This is a genomic window from Streptomyces sp. NPDC048258 (assembly GCF_043201995.1).
Taxonomy (GTDB): Bacteria; Actinomycetota; Actinomycetes; order Streptomycetales; family Streptomycetaceae; genus Streptomyces.
Genome location: NZ_JBICZH010000021.1, coordinates 77,506 through 97,508, shown reverse-complemented (window position 1 = coordinate 97,508; position 20,003 = coordinate 77,506). Strand labels below are relative to the sequence as shown.

General features: G+C 70.4%; 4 protein-coding genes. All 4 read right to left on the bottom strand.

Features of this window, described 5'->3' with window-relative positions:
• Position 1: 1 nt before the first annotated feature.
• On the bottom strand, positions 2–16,900 hold the full coding sequence (locus tag ACGFYQ_RS34165) for a hypothetical protein (RefSeq protein ID WP_393750088.1): 16,899 nt from the start codon (positions 16,898–16,900) through the stop codon (positions 2–4).
• A gap of 62 nt (positions 16,901–16,962) precedes the next feature.
• Positions 16,963–17,175 (bottom strand): hypothetical protein, encoded by a 213-nt coding sequence (locus ACGFYQ_RS34160; protein ID WP_393750087.1) that lies wholly within the window; start codon positions 17,173–17,175, stop codon positions 16,963–16,965.
• Entirely contained in the window at positions 17,175–19,661 is a 2,487-nt protein-coding gene (locus ACGFYQ_RS34155) for a phage portal protein (protein WP_393750086.1), read from the bottom strand. Before ACGFYQ_RS34155 ends, ACGFYQ_RS34160 begins: the two co-directional genes overlap by 1 nt.
• Positions 19,658–20,002, bottom strand: a complete 345-nt coding sequence (locus tag ACGFYQ_RS34150) for a hypothetical protein (RefSeq protein WP_393750085.1) — start codon at positions 20,000–20,002, stop codon at positions 19,658–19,660. Before ACGFYQ_RS34150 ends, ACGFYQ_RS34155 begins: the two co-directional genes overlap by 4 nt.
• Position 20,003 lies beyond the last annotated feature (1 nt).

The following is a 20,003-nucleotide window of genomic DNA, read 5'->3' as shown; positions in this document are numbered from 1 at the left end:
CCTATCGCGTGGCGAGCAGTCCCAGGAGGAAAGCCCTCAGATCGTCGTCGAGGTACCAGTCGCCGCTGAACATCGCCTGGACGGACCGCGCAAGGCTGTCACCCGTAGCCGGTTGCGTCTGCTGCCTCCACCGGGCCAGGAGACGGCCAAGGGCGCTCTCGCTCATACGGCGCGCTCCGGGACGGCCGGTGTGCGTCCGCGTGAACCAGAACACCCGCTGAGCTGCGTCCAGGTCCTCAACGTGCCGAGCGAAGTGCTGGGCCAGAGCATGCCCAGCGGTGCCCAGCCCGTCGTCGGCGAGGTCGGCGATCGTCGCCCGCTGCCGTTCCGGCTCGTACCGGCCCACATCACCGTCTACCGCCGTGAGACGGCGCCCGGCTGGGACGCTAAGCCAGGCACGGGGCAGAAGGCGCTGCACACCGCGTACGGCGCGTTCGGCGTCCGGGGTGCTGTCCGGGGAGAAGACAATTCCGGCGTCACCCTGGGGGCCGATGTCACGAATCTCCGCGAGTGCGGCCGCGACTGCGTCAGGCACGGCGGCGGCGTACCGGGCGCGCAGGTTCTCCCACTCGCGGCGAGCCGTCGATGCCTCAAGCCGGGCGGCGGTGATCTCCACCTCGACGTCCGGGTCCTGGATCGTGGCACCGCTGCGGGCGGCCTGCAGATTGAACAGGCGCCGTTCCGTGGCGGCCACGTAGTCGTCGGCGTGCTGCAGAGCCTGGTGAGGGTCGGCTCCGAAGTCATCACCCAGAGCGGCGGCCAGACGACGGGTCACGTCCTGATCGACGTCGCTGCCGGCGGCGCGCAGGGCAGCCATATGGCGAAGCGCGGTCAGGCCGGGGCCTCCGTCGGCCGCCCGGTCGGGGGCCCACTGCACGCGGTCGGAGCGGCCCGGAAGCCGCCCAGCGGCGAGCTGCGACCAGGTTGTGGGCCGCCACCAGGTAACCCGCTGGGAGGTCTGCCCGAAGCGGCCGGCCTCAGGCATCAGGGTCGCCCAGTGGGTGATCCGGGCAGCCAGCGACTCGCCGTCGTTGGCCGGCAGGTCGAGAGCGGCCTGGAGGCGGGCCAGACGGCGGGACTCCGGCCAGTGCTTGACCCTGGACGCGAGCCGCCGGAGGAAGGCACGCAGGCGGGCGAGGCGGTCGCGACTGTTGCGCCACATTTCGGCGATCTTCCGGGCTGCTGCCTTGACCAGCTCGACGAGTCGGCGCCCGAGCCGGAGAAGGAGCGCGACGATGCTGGCCAGGAGGCCCGGCTGGCGACCGGCTGCCGGAGAGGCGCCTGCTATTCGCCTGGCGATCCGGCGTGCGGCGGCCTGGCGGGAGCCGCTGAGCTGGCCGGCCAGGAGACGGGCAACCATCTCGGCGTCTCCGGCGTCGAGGCCCGAGGCCTGGAGCTGCTCCAGCACTGCGGTCATCGCCTCGTCGGCGTGCCCGGCAACCGTTCGGGCGATGTCGCGGTCCGAGGCAGCGCTGCTCCCCTGGGCCGGGCGGCCGATCTGGTCGGGGATGAGGCGCAGCAGGTCCGCGGCGCGCTCGGCCAGGTCCTCGGGGCTTTCGTCGGGCAGGGGCTCAAGGTCGTTGATCGTGCGCAGCGCGGCGCGCACGGTCGCTGTGTGGGCGTTCTGCCGGGTCTGCTTGAGGGCCTGCATAGCGGCGGCGCGGTCCCGGCCCGTGATACCTGCCGCGTTCAGGGCGTCGATTGCTTCCTGTCGTGCCGCCTGTCGTGCTTCGCGCAGGGCCTCTGCGGTGAGGCGCTGCGCGATCTGCTCGCGGAGAGCGTGGATATCGCCGGGTTGCTCGGTTCCCGCGACGGCCTCCTCGATGATGCGGGTGGCGACCGCGCGGGCGTGGTCGGTCACGATCCGGTCGACCGCGGACTGCGGCGCCGGGTTGGGATCGCGGGGAGCGCCGGCGGTCGGGAGGACAGGAGTGGGTCGGTTCCGCTCGTACACGTTGACGTCGCGGCCGGAGTGCAATCCGAAGTCGTGCACGTTGCCCTGATCGTCCACCCCGGTCAACGCCATCCACCAGCCCTGCCGCTGGGGCGGGGTGATGATCGTGAGGCGGCGGTGGCCGTTGAACTGGTAGCCGGTACGAGAGACGGGTGCGTCGATGACGTCGCCGGCCCGGAGGCTACCGGGACGGACCCGGGCGACGGGAGCCACGGTGTCGGCCGGTGCCGCAGTGGACTCGTTGGCGTCGGCCTCGGGCGGCGTGACGATGGCCGCGCGGGGTTCGGGGAGCTGCCACACCGGCAGGGCACCGTGCACGATGCGTCGGCGCCATTGCCGGTTCTCGTCCTCCAAGAGGAGGCGGCGTACGCCGCCAGGTCCGTCCTCGGTGTCAATGACGCGGAAGACGCCTACCTGGTCCCCGCGGCGCTCGTCCGGCATCGCCACGATGTCGCCTTCACCGAGCTGGGCAGCGTTCGACGGACGCGGTCGATCGAGGCCTGCGGGCGGAGTGCTGCCGGCCGCCTGGTCGAGGTGGTCGGCGGCTCGCAGCGCGGCGCGTCCTTCCGTGGTGGACGGGTCGGCGGAAGCGCGTAGCTGGCTGGCGAGGGCCTTGGCCTGCTCGGCAGTGACGGGCAGGTCGGTGCTGATACGGATGGCTGCCTGCCGCGCATCCGGATCGTCGTCGGGGCCGCTTGCATGGTCGTCGATGACGTCACGGTCGGCCGGGCTGAGTTCCGAATCGATCGTCGGCCCCGTGACCGGGTCTACGGCGGGCGCCGGTTCATGGACGATCAGCTCGTCGTCCGGGTCCGGAGCATCAGAGGCATCGAGGTCGAGAGCTCCGTCCGGGCCCTGCGCGCGGTGCACTACGGCGGCGGCATCGAGTTCGAGTTCGCCGAGTTCGCCCGTTGTCGTGTCGACGTAGTCGAGGGTGACACGGTCACCGTCTCGCTGAACGTCCCGCACCTCGACGGTGGTAAGGGTCCCATCGAGGTCGAGCACGACGACGTTGCCTTCGGTGAGGTCCGCCGCGGTCCGCGTGTCGATGGAGGTCACTGGGGCGGCGGCTTCTTCATCACGGACCTCGCCGACCACGCGCAGGTCTCCCGCGCTTCGGGTCACGGTTCCCTCGCCCGTGCTGACCGTAATGCGGTCACCGTCGACGGTGTCGACGGGTCCGAGGATGGCGCCGTTGTCGTCGGTGACAACGTGGCCAGGTGTCACGCGCTGCCCGGTCGTTGTCCATCCGGCCGGCCGTTCACCGCCGGTAACGGTCAGAGAGGTTGGGGCGAGACCGGTTTCGGTGTCACCGTCGGCCCAACGGACCGAAACCGTGCTGTCGCTGGCCCCGGTGACGGTGCCTTCACGGGCCCGGGTTCCGGTGACGGAGCTACCGGGGAACAGGCCACGGCCGTCTCGGTCGGTGGGGATCACGTCGGGCAGGTTGCCCGTGAGGACGTCGCTCTCGGCGCCGCTTGCCGGGGATCCGGGCACCGTGTTGTCCGGTGTCTGCGCGCGTCCTGCTGAGGCGTTCAGCGGCGTGAAGACGTTGCCGCTCGCGCCGGTGCCGTCTGCGTGCTCGGTGACCCAGGTCCGCCATTCGTACTGGGTGCGGCCCCTGCGGGTCACCTCCACGCGCACGGGTGCGTTGTAGACGCAGCCGGTGCGGGTGGTCGCCCGGCCCTTCTTGGTGGTGCCCTCCATCCGAACCATGTCGCCGGGTACGAGGTCCTCGACGCGCGCCCAGTGCGCGGGCTGTCCGTTGATCGGCTGGGGCGGGGTGCTCGGCTCCGCCGCGGCAGCCCTGCGCGGGGTGGCGGTGTCGGAACGCGTGAGGGGAGCGGCGGCCTGGGAGAGGCGCTCCACCTGTCCATCGCGCGGCACGTTCACCTGGTTGCGGAGGCTGGGCTGTTCACCTTCGGCACCCACATACAGGCGCCATACGGGGGTGCTCTCACCATTGGCCCGGCCTGTAGACGCCTGCGGCTCAGCCAGCAGTGTCCCCTCGCGGGTGACACCCGTGCCTCGGTTGCTGCGGCCCGTCGCGCGAACCTGGTCGCCGAGTGCGAGGCCCTCGGGCGCTACCAGCTCGGCGGCCGCCGAGGAGATGGCCATCGCGGTGTCGCTGTTACTCGGCTCGTCGACCGAGCGGTCCCCGCTGCTGGGGGCATCGGCCTGTGACGTGGGCTCGTCCGGCGCCGTGCGCGCCGCCGCGGGCGCGTTGTCCTGACTGGTGTGCGAAGCCGGTAGGTAGCGTCGACGCTCGGCGATGATCCGGCGGGCCTTGCGAACGGCCTTCGGGTCCTCATCGACCAGGACGAGGTGATCCGCCGGGTTACCGAGCCGGGACCCTCCCAGGTCGTCAAGATTCTGCGTCGCGTAGAAAGCCTCCCTGCCGGTGGCGCTCGACGGGGCTTCGGTGATGACTTCCGCCCTGTCGTACCAGGGACTGCGGATGACATCACCCTCCTGGAGCTCGCCGTACGTGGTCCAGCGCTCGTTCTCCCTGGGCGTGACACCGGTGCGGGCGGCTGCGTTGTGAGCGGCCACGGAGAAGGCCTCGAGGGCGTCCCGAACATTCTGCTTCTGCGGGTCGTTGCGCATCCGCATGGCCCGGCGGCGCGCGATCCAGTGGGCGTCCTTGAGGTGCTGGACGCCGGCCTGCAGGTCACCGTCGGCAATTGCCGCCTCGGCGTTGCCCCACTCCTCGGCGAGCGCACCGAGGTCCTCATCGTCCGTACCGCGGACAGCATCCTCGAGGTCGCGGTAGCGATCGGCTGCCTCCGCTCGGGCACGGAGTGCGATGACCCCCGCGTCCGGTTCCGTGCCAGCCTCCGCGTCGGTGTCGGTGACGATGGGGTCCGGGCTATCCGTACCGATGGGCAGCGGGGCGCTCTCCTCGTCGCGAAGCCGTGTCTCCTCCTCGTACTCTTCACGGCCGCGCCGGTCTTCGTCCCGCCGTCGCTTCTTGAATTCGTTGAAGGTCAGCCGACCGCCATTGGCCTTGAACCAGTCCTGCAGTTCCTCGCTGGCGTACTCGTGCCAGCGCCCGAACGCGGACATGCTGCCGCCGGAGAACAGCTCTCGCTCGTCCAGCGGGCTGTCGGCGTACTTCCGCTTGAAGAAGTAGCCGTTCGTGGCGGCCAGAGCGGCCAGGTACCGGGCCTCGTCGATGTCGTTGAACTCGGCTCGCAGCCGCTCCTCGCGAGTGCGCCGGGGCCGCACGACGTCGGTGTCTGCGAAGCCTAGTGCAGCGTCCATCGCCATGCCGCGCCGTTCGGCCTCCTCTGGAGTCGCGGGCGGGGTGTCCGGGATCGCCTCGCGAAGACGCTGGTCGACTTCGTCTCGGCGGTCCATCTCGACCATGACGCGCATCTGGTCTTCGCTGCTCAGGTCCGTGCTCCACGCGGCGTCCAGGTCTTCCTGGCTGAGCGCGGTGAGGTCGTCCGGCAGCGCGGCCAGCCCGGGAACGGGCGCGGGCGCTGCCGGACGGTCCTGGGGGTCGGGCCCCTGGCCGACTGTGGCCTGCTGGCCGCCGGTGGCGCGCTGCTGCTCGAAGTCGTCCCGTACAGCGTGCAGAGCCCGCTGCAGGTTGCGGCCTTCGCCGTCGCGCCACTGGCCGACGGTGCTCGGACCCCACGGCCGACTCCAGTCGAAGCGCTGCCCGTCGGCGGCCGAGATGTCCTCGAACCGTGCTGCGAGCGCCCGAGCCTCCTCGGGGTCGTCGGTGACGAGCGTGAGGCCCGGCAGGTTAGTGCCGTTGCGGGCCTGCGCGAAGCGCCACAGGGTCATGCCGTCGGCCTGCGGCTCCGGCCACGCCACGATGCCCCCGGCGGGGGACAGCACGAGGCCGTCACGGTCGGCGGCCTGCGCGAGGACAGCGCGCCGCTCAGGGGTGTCTTCCGCCGGGGTGAGTCCCGCGCCGCGGCGCCATGCGTCCCGCACCTCATCGACACTGCGCAGCGGGGCGACGGCCCCGCTCCGACCGTTGCCTTCCCGGCCACCCGCGCGGCCGCGGCCGCCGTCAGTCGCGGACGCAGGAGAGCCATCACCCAGCGGGAGGCCCAGCGGGGGAGCACCCGGCGTGCCGGGGCCACCCGGGCCTCCACCGCCGCCGGGACCGCCATTGCCGCCGGTACCCCGCCGTCGTCGTCGGCGCCGGCGTTCCTGGTCCTCCTTCTCGCGCTGCTGTTCCTGCGGGTCGTCTTCGGTGCTGTCCTCGGAGCCAGGCGCGTCGGGGGAGCCAGCGCCTTCATCCGTGCTGAGCGCCTCCGCAGAGCTGTCCGTCTCGCCGTTGCCGTCGCCCTGATCCGGCGAATCCTGACCGTCTTGGCGCCGCTGCTCCTCACCGCCCTCTCCCTGCGGGTTGTCGGGGTTGTTCTCGCCACGGGCGATGCGCGCCGCGCGCCGGAACAGGTCGGCCGCCCGCTCGCCCTTGGGCCCTGCCATTTCGTAGCGCTCGGCGAGGGAGTCGAGCCGCTCGGCGACGTCGCGTAGGTCCTCGGCCGGGTCGTCTGCGGCGTCCGCCCGGTCCATGGCGTCGGCCAGGTCGCGGATCTCGGGGAGGGTGTCTCCTCCCGCGATGTCGAGAGCCCTCTCGACCATCGAGGCCATGCGGTCGGTGCGGTTGACGTCCGTCTGAGCGGTCGTTGGGTCCGTCTGCGGAGTCTCGTCTGCCGGATTGTCGTCCGGGGCGGCCACGGATTCGGGGGCGGCCGTGGTGGAGTCGTCGGTGACGGCCGGCTGGCTCCGCTCCTCCTCGTTCTCCGGTATCTCCTCGTCGGGGTATCGCAGGCGGAGCTCGGCGTCCGCGTGGTAGAAGCGCTCGGCGCCGTCGTCAGTGACGATGCGAGTGCGGCCCCGGCCGGTGCGGACGGGTGTCTCCGCGACGGTGTGTGTCCGGCCATCTGCGTCGGTGTACCGGTCTCCGGCCTTGAGATCGGCGGCGTTGCGCATCTGGACCGGCCGGAGACCGCTGGTGTCTCGGCCTTCGGCGGCGGCGAACATGTCGGGGGTACCGAACTCGTCGTCGGGAACGTCGAGGGGGTTCTCCGGGTCGACCAACGGCGTGGCACTGGTCGCTGGCTGATCGACGTCGAAGAGGCCGCCCGGCTCCTGCGGCTGGGGCTTCGGCTTGGGCTCCGTCTTCGGGGTCCGGCCGGCGCGCCGGGCCTCTTCCGCTTCCAGGACGGCCATGCGGGTGCGGTCAACGCCGGACAGCGCGCCTTCCGCCATCTCCCGGCCCATCAGCTCGACCATCTCGTCGCGGATTTCCTGCTCCGTCATCGAGGACGGGGCCTTGGACCCCTCGGGGCGGACGGCGTCGAGCTGGGCGGAGACCTCGTCCGGACTGAGGACGATGGTGTTCGGCTCCGGGGTGTTCTCCGTGGTCGTATCGGGCTCGCCAGAAGGCTTCTCGGCGCCCTGGTCCGACGCTTCGCTGCCGTCGTCGTCCGCGCCGCCAGTGTTCGGCGCATCCACGGGGGGTTCGCCGGATCCGTTGTCGCCTCCGTTGGCGGCCCGCGGGGAGTCGCCGGCGTCGGCTGCCGCGTCGGCCTGTTCCGGGCTCGAACTGGGGGCGCCGGTTTCAGGTGCGGTGCCGGTGTTCTCGGCTTCGGGTGCCCTCTCCTCGCTGCTCTGGTTGGCGACGTCAGTCTCCGGCCGGAGCCGGGCAAGGGTTTCGCCTACCTCCTCCTGGGTCATGCGGATCTCGTCGGCGGGCTCGGGGGCCGGGTTCTCCCGGTCCCACTCCTCCAGCTCGGCCACGGCCTCATCGACGGCCGCCTGCAGGGGTGCACGCTCGTTGCGCCGGTCGCGGGCGATCTTCTCGCGGTCGGCCTTGCGCATGTTCTTGTCGAGATCGTCTTCGTCGATCTCCGGCCGGGCATCCAGGTCGGCGATCTTGGCGACGATGCCCTCGAGTCGGTACGCGCGGGCACGGGTGTGGTCGATTTGCGGAGTCAGGTCCGCAGAGGCGTGGGCGGACTGGAGCAGCGCGATCTGCGTGTCGAGCTCCGGTACGCGGGCTCGGTCGGCTTCCTGGAGCGCGGGGGCTTTCTCCAAGGCGTTCGTGAGGCGGGTGATCATGCCCGTCCCGGCGCTCTTGCTCTTCAAGTCCTCCGGCTTGCGCTCGAAGGCGGAGTTGCGGAGGTCGGGGAAGCCGACGTGGGCGAGGAGTTTTCCGTCTGCGGTCCGTTCCGTGCGCACGCCGAAGTCGAGACCGCCGAACTGGCCAAGGATGTGCCAGGGGGTGATGCCCTCGCGGTCGTGCTCAAGGAGTCGTGTGGTGATCTGCCGGTGCAGGGCCGCGCCGGCGTCGGAGCGGTCGCTGTAGGGCGATCCGGCCAGTGTCATGGTGAAGGAGGCGCGGACGTTACGGATGCGGGGCAGGGCCTGTTCACGGCGGGTGATGCCGACGCGGGTGTCGTCGGCCTCCTGCCTCAGCTCTTCGAGTGCTTCGGCGCGCCGGATCCGCTCGGCGGCCTCGTTGTGCTGGTCGGTCTCGAGGTCGCGCAGGGCGCGGCGGGTCTTCATGAGCTGGCTCATGAAGGGGTTGCCGCCGATCTCGGCTTCCATCGTCTCGTAGTCGAACTCGGCGCCGGTGATCTCGGCGACGGTGTCACTGGAGTCTCCGTCGGCGGACTCCGGCCGCTGGATGTCGATCAGGCCCTCGGCCTTGGCGGCGACGAAACCGGCCTTCCAGCCGTCCATGCTGCCCTTGGTCGCGAAGATGTCGATCTCAACTTCTTCGTTCTGGTTGCCGTAGCGCAGGATGCGGCCGTTGCGCTGTTCCATCTGCGCGGCGCCCCAGTCGAGGTCGACGTGCGTCAGAGAGATCGCGCGGTTCTGGATGTTGGCGCCGGTGCCCATCGTGCCGCTGCTGCCGATGAGTACGGATATCTCGCCCACTCGGGCGCGGCGGAACAGCTCGGCGAGCTTCTCCGGCTTGCCGGTTTCCTTGTGGTCGTGGACGAAGGCGATCTTCTCGGCGGGGATGCCCCGGGCGACCATGAGGTCGCGCAGCTCCGCGTAGGCGTCGAAGTGGCCCTTGTTCTTGCCGCCGGGGGTGCCCTCGTTCAGGAAGATGATCTGCAGGGCGCCGGGCACGGGGTGGTTCACCAGGCTGTCGTGCGAGACCTTGTAGACGCGGTCCTTGTTCTGGTGGTAGCGCTCGGCGTGCTTGTCGGCGACGGCGCGGAGCTTGTTGCCGGCGGGTGCGTTGGCGTCGACGAGCCGCGGGTCCAGGGCTACGGACGTGCCCTCGTTGGACACGGCGAGCATGTTGTCCTGGTGGCGGTCGACTTCGCCGTTGTGGATGGCGCGGCCACGGGCGACGAGTCCCTTGAGGCGGCGCTGCTGGTCCTTGGTCGGCTCGACCATGACCAGGTTCGGGGCGTTGCCCTTGAGCTTGGGGCGGGGGATCCCGACGTCTTCGCCGCGCTTGGTATCGGCGACCAAGCCCCACATCGTCTTCATGGCGCGCTTGTTGTGAAACTCGGCGAACCGCTCGACGACGCGTAGTCCAGAGCCGTCGGGCGCGTTCTCGACCCGCAGGATCTTGCGGCCGAACGTGGCAGCCCACAGGTCCGGCGCGCCGGCCTTGTAGGCGTCCAGGACCCACGGGGCGGCGAAGGCGAGCATGGTGAACTGCTCGCTGATCGAGTTCGACAGGGGAGTGCCGGTGGCCAGGGTGACCGTGGCGCGGTCGCCGCGGCGGGCGTGCAGGTCGGTGAGCTTCTGGTGCAGGTCGAGGCCGCGGATCGTCGCGGAATCGCCGCCGCCTTCCCGCGACCGGAAGCCGACGCCCTTGTATCGGTGGGCTTCGTCGATAACGGCGTAGTCGAAGCCGAGGTCGTTCCAGTACGTCTCACCCGGCCTGCGCATCGGTGCGGCGTTCTTGCGCATGTTGCGCTCGACCGTCGCTATGCGCGCCTCGATCTTCGCGACGATGAAGGGGTGGTTGGTGTCGGCATCCTCGTACTGCCGGTCCAGCTGCTCCCGGAGGGCGGTCAGCTCGCGGAGCTCGTACTCCTCCTGGGCCTCCGGGCTCATCTTGATCGAGCTGAAAGCCTCCTCGGTGAAGATCACCAAGTCGGGCTTGTTCGCGCGGAGCCATTCCAGGGTGCTGGCGCGCCGGCCGTCGGCCAGGTCAGCCGACGTGATCAGGTGGGTGTCGGCGTTCGGGTACAGGAAGCGGGCTTCGTCGTACCACTGCTGGGCGAGGTGGTTCGGAATGACCGCGAACGGCTTCTCGATCTGGCCGGACGCCTTGAGGGCCTGCACGCCCATGACGAGCGTTGAGGTCTTACCGAGGCCGACCTCGTGGGCGAGGATCACCGACCGCTCGAACTGCATCCGTGCCGCGCCCGAAAGCTGCCAGGGATGCGGTTCGCGGTCGGGGGTGAAGCCCTCAAGGGTGGGCGACATCCCGTCGTAGCTACGGGTCGTGTGCCCGTTCATGATGCGGTTGTAGGACTCGGTCAGCGTGGTGAGGCGTTCGGCGTTGGCCGTGGCGTACCGCGCGAAGTCGGCACGCATCTGGTCGGCCTTCTGCCGGACCAGGCGGGTCGTTGCCTCGTCGACGTCCTTGCGCTTGTCGTCCTTGTAGACGGTCAGCGAGCCGAACCCGAGGACGGCTCGGGCGATCTCAACGGCGCTGCGGCCCTTGGTCTCGTTACCCGGGTCCGCCGCGACGCCCCGCATGACGTTGACGGCCTGCGGGATGCGCCCGGTGTTGAGAACCCAGCCGTACCGGTCGTCGTGGGCGACGATCAGGGTGCGGTCGCCGAGGTACTCGCGGAGGAAGCCCTGCACCAGCTCCGGCGGGGTCCAGTGGGCTCCCATCTCCGGGGTGAACTGGCCGATGGTGCGGTCCGGGGGCTGCACGGCCTCCAGCGCGGCAACGTTGACTGCGAAGGCGGGATCGCGCTCAGCAGCCTTCCGCGCGGCCTCGAGCTTGTCGCGAACGGCACCGGACGTGTAGGCGCCGGCCAGCTCCAGGCGGCCGGTAGCCGGGTCGGTGTAGACCTCGGTGCCGAGCCGGCGCAGGGTCTCCTGCGGGTCCAGGTTCAGCAGTCGGGAGATCGCGTCGAGGTCTACCTCGCCGGTCGCGGCGACGACCGCGGCCAGGGCGGCCTTGGGGTCCTCCGTCGAGGTAAGCGGCTGGCGGCGTGCAGCGGCGCGCTCGGTGAAGATCCGCGAGAGGACCGGTTCCTGCTTCTCGGCGTCCCAGCGCTCCAGTGCGAGGACGGCCGCGGCATCCGGGTCGGCCCGGAAGAAGCCCCACGCGGTCGGGGTGTCGTTCTTCGTTCGGTGCTGCCCCGGCTTGGACAGCGGCCCGTACTTCTCGACATAGGCGGCGTGCAGGTCGCGGAGTTGGGCGCGGAGCTTCTCGGCGCGCTCGTCTTCGTCGTTCTTGCGGTCCAGCTCGCGCAGCTCGGCGGCGACATCGCGCAGCGCCAGGAGAGCCCGCAGCTGGTCGGTCCGGCCGTCGGCCGGCTCGGCGAGGACGGGGTCGGCGCCGTTGATGTGCTGGTAGAAACGGGCGTCGTCGCCCTCGTAGAGGCGGCCGGTCCAGTCGTTGGCGTGCTTCTCCCGCGCGGCCTGCAGCTGTACCGGAGGCCGGTTCTGGCCGTCGGGGTGCGGCTCGTAGCCGCGGCCGTCGGCGATGGCCTTGGCAGCGATCTCCTTGAGCGCGCTGCGAAGCTGCTCGGCGGCCTGGTCGGGGTCGCCCTTGACGGTGATCTGCGGGCCGTACTGCGAGGACTGGGTGGTGAGCTCTCCGAGGACGTGCTCGGGGTGCTCGTCGAAGTAGGCGTTGACGTGGTGGGGTGTGCCGTTGATGCCCCGCTCGGGTGCCTCGAGCCAGGAGGTGTCGGCCGGTTCGGTGTCGTCTTCGCGGCGCCGGAAGACCAGGACGTCGGTGGTTACACCGGTACCGGCGTCGTTGAAGACGCCGGAGGGCAGGCGTACGGCCCCGAGCAGGTCGCCGTACTTGGCCATCTGCTGGCGGGCCTTGTCGCCCTTGGAATCCAGGGTGTGCCGGGAGGTGATCAGGATGCTGATGCCGCCGGGACGGGTGAGTGCCAGCTCCTTGGTGATGAATCCGTTGTGGAGGGACTCCGCCGGGTATCGCTTGTCGTCGAAGGGGATGGCCGCGAAGGGGACGTTGCCGATCGTCGCGTCGAAGGTGCCCGGGTGCGCGTCGGTCTCAGCGAACGATTCGTTGAGGACGTTGGCGTGGGGGTACATCGCTCGCGCGATGCGCGCCGAGGTCGGGTCGAGTTCGACGCCGGTCAAGCGGGCGCCGTCCGGTGCCACGCCGAAGAAGGTGCCGCCGCCGGAGCCCGCTTCGAGGACGTCACCCCCCTGGAAGCCGAAGGCCTCCAGGCCTTCCCACATCGCCTCGGCGATCGGCTGAGGCGTGTAGTGCATCGACAGGGTGCCGCGGGACGCCTGGCGCCATTCCAGCGGCGTCAGCTCGTTTTGGAGGGACGTGCGCAGGTCCCGGTACTCCTCGGACCAGCGCCGGTGGTCGGCCTCGAACTTCCCGTGGCGGGCGCCGCCCTGCTGGTACCGCGGCTCGCGCTCGTCCGGCTCGTTGGCGAAGATGATGGGGACAGAGCCCCACCCGGTCCAACGGGAGAGAGCCCGCAGTTCGCGCTCCGTCGGCGGGCGCTGTTCACTCTCGATCTTCTTGAGAGCTCGGATCGCGTCAAGGTTGCCGGCAGCTCGCTGCACCGGCCCCTTCGGCAGGTCCGCCGGGTCAGGCCGGAACCGGGCTACAGGTCGTACACGGCGTCCCGCATCGCCAGCAGCTCCGTCATCTCCGGGGTCAGCGGCGCCGGCGCCACCTCGTCCTCCGGCTCCGGCAGCAGTTCGCGCAGAACCATCGCCGTCGCGTCCGCCCTGATCTGCTTGATCCGGCCCACTGCCGCTTCGTACGCCTCCGGCTCCGGCACCGTCTTCTCCAGCGCCTCCTCGGCCGTCAGAATCGCCGCCTCGATCTCCCGGGCCTTCGCCGTCACGAACGCCTCCGGATCCTCCATCGCCGCCCACTCCCGCGGCCGGTGCGTCTGCCAGTGATCCCGAACCGTCCTGCTGAACATGCTCATCGTCGTCTCCTCCCAGCGCGGCGCGGAGCGCGGCCTGCTGTGCCTCGATCTCCTCGCGGGAGATGATCTTCCGATCGTCGTCCCCGCCATCCTTGCGTACCTTCTCCCGCGCCGTCTCGATCGCGTGCAGAGCAACGTTGATCGAGGCCAGCCGGTCCTTCGCCTTACGTCGCTCCCCGCTGTCCGCGTTCCGGTCCGTGGCCTGCACGGACACCTTGCGCGACAGCTCCTCGGTCACCCGGTGGAACTCCGCGAGCAGCCCTTCGGGAATGACCAGGTACCGGCCCTTGATGTGGCGGCCCCTCTCCGCGCCGGGGGCCACGAGGGGATTCACGCCGTCGTCCCAGCCGTACCTGCTGGTGAACAGGCTGTAGAGGTGGCGGCGTTCCTCCGACGCGGAGGCGAGCCGGTCACCGAGCCGACGGTCGGCGTACAGCTCGAAGAACATCTTGGGGACGAACAGGCGGCGCTGGTGGCCCCAGGTCCGCTCTCCGCGGCGGTCGTCGTCGTTGTCGTAGGCGCGGACCATCGCTGCGACGGCCGCCACACGGGACGGGAACCCGGTGCGGGACCTGTGCCCCGCTTCGAAGGCCCAGCCGGCGGACTTGTAGATGCCGTTGCCGTGCTTTTCGTAGGTGATGCGGCCGTACGGAGCGCCACCGTCGATGACCATGTCGCGGTCGGTGTCGAGGTCGTCGACGCGCGCCAGGATCTGCTCGTTCCCCTCGGCGTCGCGACGGTTCAGCTCCGCTGCGATGACCGCCATACGGTCCTTGCGGGCCTGCGTGACATCGTCCGTCTGGTACGACGTGCCGGGGGCCTTCGCCAGCTCGTTGTACTCCTGCGCCAGAGCCTCGCTCTCCAGAGACTCCGGGGCAGGGCGCTCGGTGAACGAGCGCTTCTCACGCTCGCGCTGCTCCCGCTTGATCTCTTCAAGCCGTCCCTCGAGGATGCGCTGCGCCTCCGGGCCAGCCTTGCGGAACTCGCGGCCCGCGAGATCAGTGCGCTCTTCCTCCAGCTGGTCGTTGTCGAGCTCGGTAACCGGGGGCCGGGAGGAGATCGCATCCGCGCGCCGCTGCTCCTGCTCGCCCACAATGGCGTCCAGCCGGGCCTGCAAAGCCGCCCGGGTCTGCCGCTCCGCCTCGTGGTCATCGCTCCCGCCAGGGGAGTGGAGGTCGACGCGCCTGCTGACGGTGTCCCGGGCCTCGGCCAGCTCCTCGTTGCTGAGACCGGGCAGGTCGGTTGCGTCGTCGGCGATGATCTGCGAACGCCGGCGTCGCTCAACGAACTCGGCGGTCTCCTGTTCGTTGGGCTGTTCACCACGGCGACGGCCGTACATGCCGCGCTCATGGCGGCCCGCGGAGATCAGGCTGTGCAGCTCGGCGTCAGGCAGCGCACGCACTACCTCCTCCGGGGACTGCTCCGGCTGCGGTGCGGTCTCGGTCGGCTGCTCGCCGGCGCGCCGGTCGAGCTCTGCCTGTACGAGGGCGAGGTCCCGGCGTGCGCGCTGCTTCTGCGCATCGGTGCGCGCGACGATGAGATGCGACCGCAGGTTGTCGCGCTGCCCCTCCAGGTCGCTTTGGGTGGCGGCGCGGAGTCGCTTCTGCTGCTCGCTCAGCCGGGGCTCAGGACTGTCCGACGGCTTCGGCTGGGCATCGGAGGTCGGCGCCTGGGGGGTGTCGTTGTCCTTCCGGTCCTCGTCGCCGATCAGCACGTACCGGTCCTGGTTCGACAGGTTCCGCAGGACTTCGATGATCTTCTCGTCACGGGTCTGGGGCTTCAGCGTCGACATCGTCACCCAGCCGCCCGCACTGGGCGACCAGTTCATGGCCTTGACGTTGCCGATGGCCTCGCGGTCCTGCGCGTTGTGCTTGTCGGTGCCGCGGAACACCATGACGCGCTTGCCCTTGAAGGTGATCCACTCGGCGGTGACGCGGTCGCGCTGCTCCGGGGGCATCTGGGTTGCGCGGTGTGCGCGGGCCATGATCGGGACCGCAGAGACTCCGTAGCCGGGCAGCGGGATCTGCACGCCGTTGATGGTCGTGCGCCTGGGGCGGTCATTGCTGACCGCTGCCACGCTGCCGTCGGGCCCGTAGAGAGTGACGGTGTTTCCGTCCTCGTCCTCCAAGTAGTGGTAGCCCTCCACTCCGTCCACCGGCTTCGCTCCGGCGGGGAGCTCGGGACTGGCAGGCTCCGGCTGCGGTTGTTCGTCGGCGGGAGTCTCGGGGGCAGGCGTCGGCGCCTCAGGGTTGCTCGGGGCGGCGGGTGCGGCGTCCGGAGCAGCGGGAGTGTTGGTCTCCTTGGGCTCGCCGCGCATCACCTCGGCCAGGCGCTGCTGAGCAGGGCTGCGGTCGTGTCCGAGGCGTTCGCGGTCCCACTGGGCGCGGGCTCGTGTCCACACCTGGTGCAGGGTCAGGCCGTCATCCGAGCGCCAGTTCTTGGCCCGGAAGTCCGGGTCGGACAGGTCCAGGGGTGTTCCGTCCGCGCCGTTGACCGTGCCGACGAAGGAGTCGGCGAAGCTGGTGGCGTCGCTCTGGCGGTCGAATCCCCAGGGCATCGGTGCACCGTCGCGGGTGGAGAGCAGCTCCCAGCCGCCGAGCGAGTTCTGCCGGACGACGAACTGGCCGCTGCCGCTGAGCTTGATGCGCTTGGTGCCCATCAAGTTTTCGAGGTGCCGGGCGACCTTCCGGGCACGCGGGTTGTCCTGGTGGGCTTCCAGGGACTCGACCAGGGTGCCCCAGTGTGCGCGGACGTCGTGAAGTGTGGCGAAGCGCGGGCCGGTCGCGGCGTGAGGCTGCTTAGCTGGGGGCTGCTCGGACGTGGCCGGGCCCGGCTCGGCGGACGGGTTGGAGGCGTCGAACTCCTTGCGGGCCCGGACGATGGCGGTCTGGATGTTCTCGCCCTGGGTGGAGCGCCAGGTGCGGGCCTCCTGGTCGAGGTCCGGGTCGGAGAAGTCGAACGGCTCGTTGAACTTGCCGGGGAAGATGTGCCCGTTGCGAGCGGTGGCGTCAAGGTGGGCCGCGAACCGGCCGGCCTCTTCGACCGTGGCGAAGTCGCCGGCGGTGTCGATGCTCTGGCCGCTGCCCACGGCCGTCAGGTACCAGCGGCCGGTGTTGTCGTCGCGGAGGATCGCGTACCTGCCGCTCGGCGTGAGCTGGAGGTCGTCGTCGGCTGCGAGATGACGCAGGAACGCAGCCATCTCCGGCTTCTGCCCGGGCTTGGCCGCCAGCTCGAGGAAGTGGCGTCGAACGGATGCGGTGTCCTTGAACCGGGCACCGCGCACGTTCGGCCGGTTCCGCAGCGCCTCAAGCTTGACCGGGTGCGCCCGGTCTTCCGGCTCCTCCTGGTCGTCTTCGTCGTCGGGGCCGTCGCCGTCGTCATCACCGATGGGGCGGCCCTGGTCGTCGCTGTCGTGCGGCTCGTCAGGGGTGGAGGGGTCACCGTCATCGTCCAGAGCGACACCGTTGCCGCGCTTCGGGTCCTCCTGCCGGCGCGCGTCCTCCTTGGCGACCTTGTTCTCGTCCTCGGTCGGAGCGGAACCGTCCGGCCGCGCGACCATCGTGACCCACCTGGCACTGGTCGTGTGGCGCCGTCCGCTGAACGTGCCGTCGCTGACCTTGTCCTGGACGAGGATGCGGTCGTGGGGCAGCGCCCGTACGACGCGGGCCAACTTGCCGCCCCACAGCCTGACAGTGCCGCCCGTCTCAATGAACCGCCCCTTGGAGTCGCGCGGGTGCAAGGCGGGGTTCCACGGCCGACCAGTGACCTTGGTCTGGACACCACGACTCAGGTCCTGCGACTCAGCTACTGCAGCGGGGCGATTCAGCATGCCGCGGACCATGCACGCCGTAGGTGGTTAAGGTCGCGCGCTGGATCACGGCAAGGCTGGGTCTACATGGTTTCGGTGAGGATGTGTATGGCGAACCAGCCGCTGAACCCGATCCATCCGACCGCGAACACCGCCCGCCCGGCCTTGCTCGTGCGGGTGTGGAAGAGCCTGCGGAAGTTCTCCGAGAGGGTGTCGTTGTCGCGCCGGTTGGCCAGGGCGACGCCCTCGAACACGGCGAACAGCAGGCTCCAGACGATCCAGATCACGGGCCACATCAGGGGTTGCTCCTCGTGTTGGGAAGGGGGCTGGTGCCCTCGTATGGGCTGTCCGTCTCGTAGTGGAGTCGGCATCGGCAGTTGATCGTGAGGGCGGTGGGGGCGAATGGGTCGCCGGGGTAGCGGAGGCTGTAGCCGTCGACCGTGTACGGCGTCCCTGCCGGCAGGGTGGTGCCGTGCAGCGCCTTGTGGGCGGGCCGTACGCGGGTATCGCCGCGGGTGACCCAGGTACGCACCACGTCGGGCCCGGCCGCCTCGGCGGCAGCTTCTGCTGCTCCGTTGATCGTGGCGATGGAGCACTCCTCGGCGAGCTGGGCGACGAGCGCCGGCGTGCCCGAGTTGTAGAACGCGGCGACGGTGTCGACCAGGTCGTCGAGCGTGGTCGCCCCGTGTTGAGCGTCGTGCAGTGCTTCGGCGAGCTCGGCCAGGAATGTGGCCACCGACTGCCCGGCGTGGGCCGCGGTGATGAGCGCGGCGCCGGCGGCGGACGGGGGGACGCTACCGGCGCCGGTGAGGCTCTGCCCTACGGCCTGAGCGGTCGCGACTGCGGCCTGCTGCAGGATCGGGGTCAGGGTGTCGGTGATCTCCTCCGCCCACCGGGTGGCGCTGACGACGCGGTCCCCGTCGATCGGGCCATCGCCGCCACGCAGGTCGCTATCGCCGTCGGGCTCCCAGTAGCGCGTGTACTTCCGCGTCTTCGGCGCTCGCAGGCGGGCGAGGATCACCCCTTGCTGCCGGGCGAGAAGCGCGGTGAGGGCCGCGGCCACCGCCTTCCCGAGGACTTCGAAGTCCGCGTCGGTGGCTTCGTAGCCACCTGGCTCCGGCAGTGCCTTCCTTTCGAGGCCTTGCCGTGCGGCGTCCACGTCAGCGGCGGCCTCCCCGGGTGGCGTGGAGTCGTTGGAGCCGCGGGCGCGGGCAACGTCCGCTGCGGCGTCGCCGGGCCCGGCCTCGGCGGTCGCGGTGCGGGCTTGGGCCACTGTGTCGGCGGCTGTGCCCGGGGAGGCCCCGGGGAGTGCGAGCGGCGCTTGTGCGCGGGCCGCTGCGACGGTGGCCGCGGCGTCTTCGCCGTCGCCGAGCCCGCGGGCATCGGCGACCGCTGCGGCAGCCGAATCGTCCTGCGGCCCGAGAGAAGGCTGCGTTCCGCCGGCCTGGCCGGGTATGGCGGCCGCGCCTTCCGGTGCAAGGCCAAGGGCAGCGGCATCCTGCTCGTTCGCGGGGACGGGTGCCTTCTGCGGGCTGATCCACAGGGCACGGGACTGCGGAACGTTGAAGGGTTCGCGGCGAGCGATCTTCCTGTACTCGTCCACGCTGATCAGGCCGGCCAGGAACTCCTCCCGAGCTTCCGCGCGTTCCTGGCGGCGCGGGAACTCGAGCGCCTGCACCCGGGATGTGTCGAACCGAACGGTCCAACCGTCGTCGAGTCCGATGTCGAACCCGGAGGCGATGAGGTTGAGGTGCGGTAGTTCGGTGTGGTCCCAGAAGGTCCACTCTTCCCGGTCGGCGTTGGCGTAGGTTCGCTCGCTGGCGTTGCCGACGATGCTCTCCGGGACACCGAATGCGGCCAGGATCTCGCCCTTGGACGTGGCGGAAAGCGTCTCGTAGGCCATCTCGCGGGGGCGGGCGGAGGTGTCGACATAGTTGATGCCGCCGGGCCCCGTACCCACGAGGGTGAGCTCCCCGGCGTTGTGCGCGCCCGGGGCCAGGCGCTGCTGAATGCGTTCGATCTCGCGGGGATCGACCCCGTCCACGTCGATGCCGACGATCCCGCCGGGCCTCGCGTCGCGGTCAATAAAGCTGATGTTGTAGACGCGGGCCTTGACATCGAGGTCCACCGACAGCCCAGCGGCCTCAAGGGGCGTCACGCCACAAAACGGATCGGTGGGGTGCGGGTCGCGCAGCCAGATGACGCGCTCGGGCGGCAGCTCGCGGACGACGCCGGCCCGGCTGGTGAACTCGAAGTGCCGCACGTAGTCGCCGTACGGGTCCGGGATGATCTGGACGCGGTCGGGCGGCAGCAGGTCCAGCCGGGTTGGGGTGCCCCGCCGGGACAGCGTGACTTCGATGAAGACGCCCTTCTTCGACAGCAGGAGCTGTGCGCTCAGCCGCTTCTTGAAGACGTCTCCGCTCTCCATCGGGTTGGCGCGGACATTGAGCAGACGGAGAAGAGGATGGTCCTCGAGCGTCTCGGCGAAGCGGAGTTCGTCACCGCCGCGGCCTATCTCGATGGGCAGCTCGCTGGCGTGCTTGCTGATCGCCTCGACTGCCTTGAACGTCCAGACGCTCCGCTCGTAGCCCTCGCTGATGACGCGGTCCATGTCCCAGCCGTCTGCGCGGCCTTCGGTGCCCCACACGGTGGTGGTCCCGGTGTACGACATCGACACGTAGGCGTTTCCGCCGAGGTCTTTGGTCTCGACGACGAGCGGGGCAGCCGGCTGCTGGGGCGCGAAGAGTCCCCGGAGCGTGGGAAGGAACTGGCGGGCCATCATGCCGGGCCCTCGCCTTCAACGCTGGAAAGCAGAAGTCCGGCTCCGGCCACAGCGAGGCTGATGCCGAGCCAGCCAAAGGGTGGGCACAGGACGAAGGCGGCAGCGGTCAAGCCGCCGTAGCCGATGAGTGCAGTACCGAAGCCCGCGGCGCGCTTCCATAGGGGCCCCGGCGGGCTACCCACAAGGAGACCCGTGGTGATGAGGCCGGACATGGCGGCGATCAGGCCGGCTGCCCAGTGCAGTGTGCCCAGCGCAGCAAGGACGCCGAGCGCGCCGAGCGCGGTGATGAACAGGCCGGCGGCTTCGCGGGCGAGCGCCCTGGGGGTTCGCTGAGTAGTCACG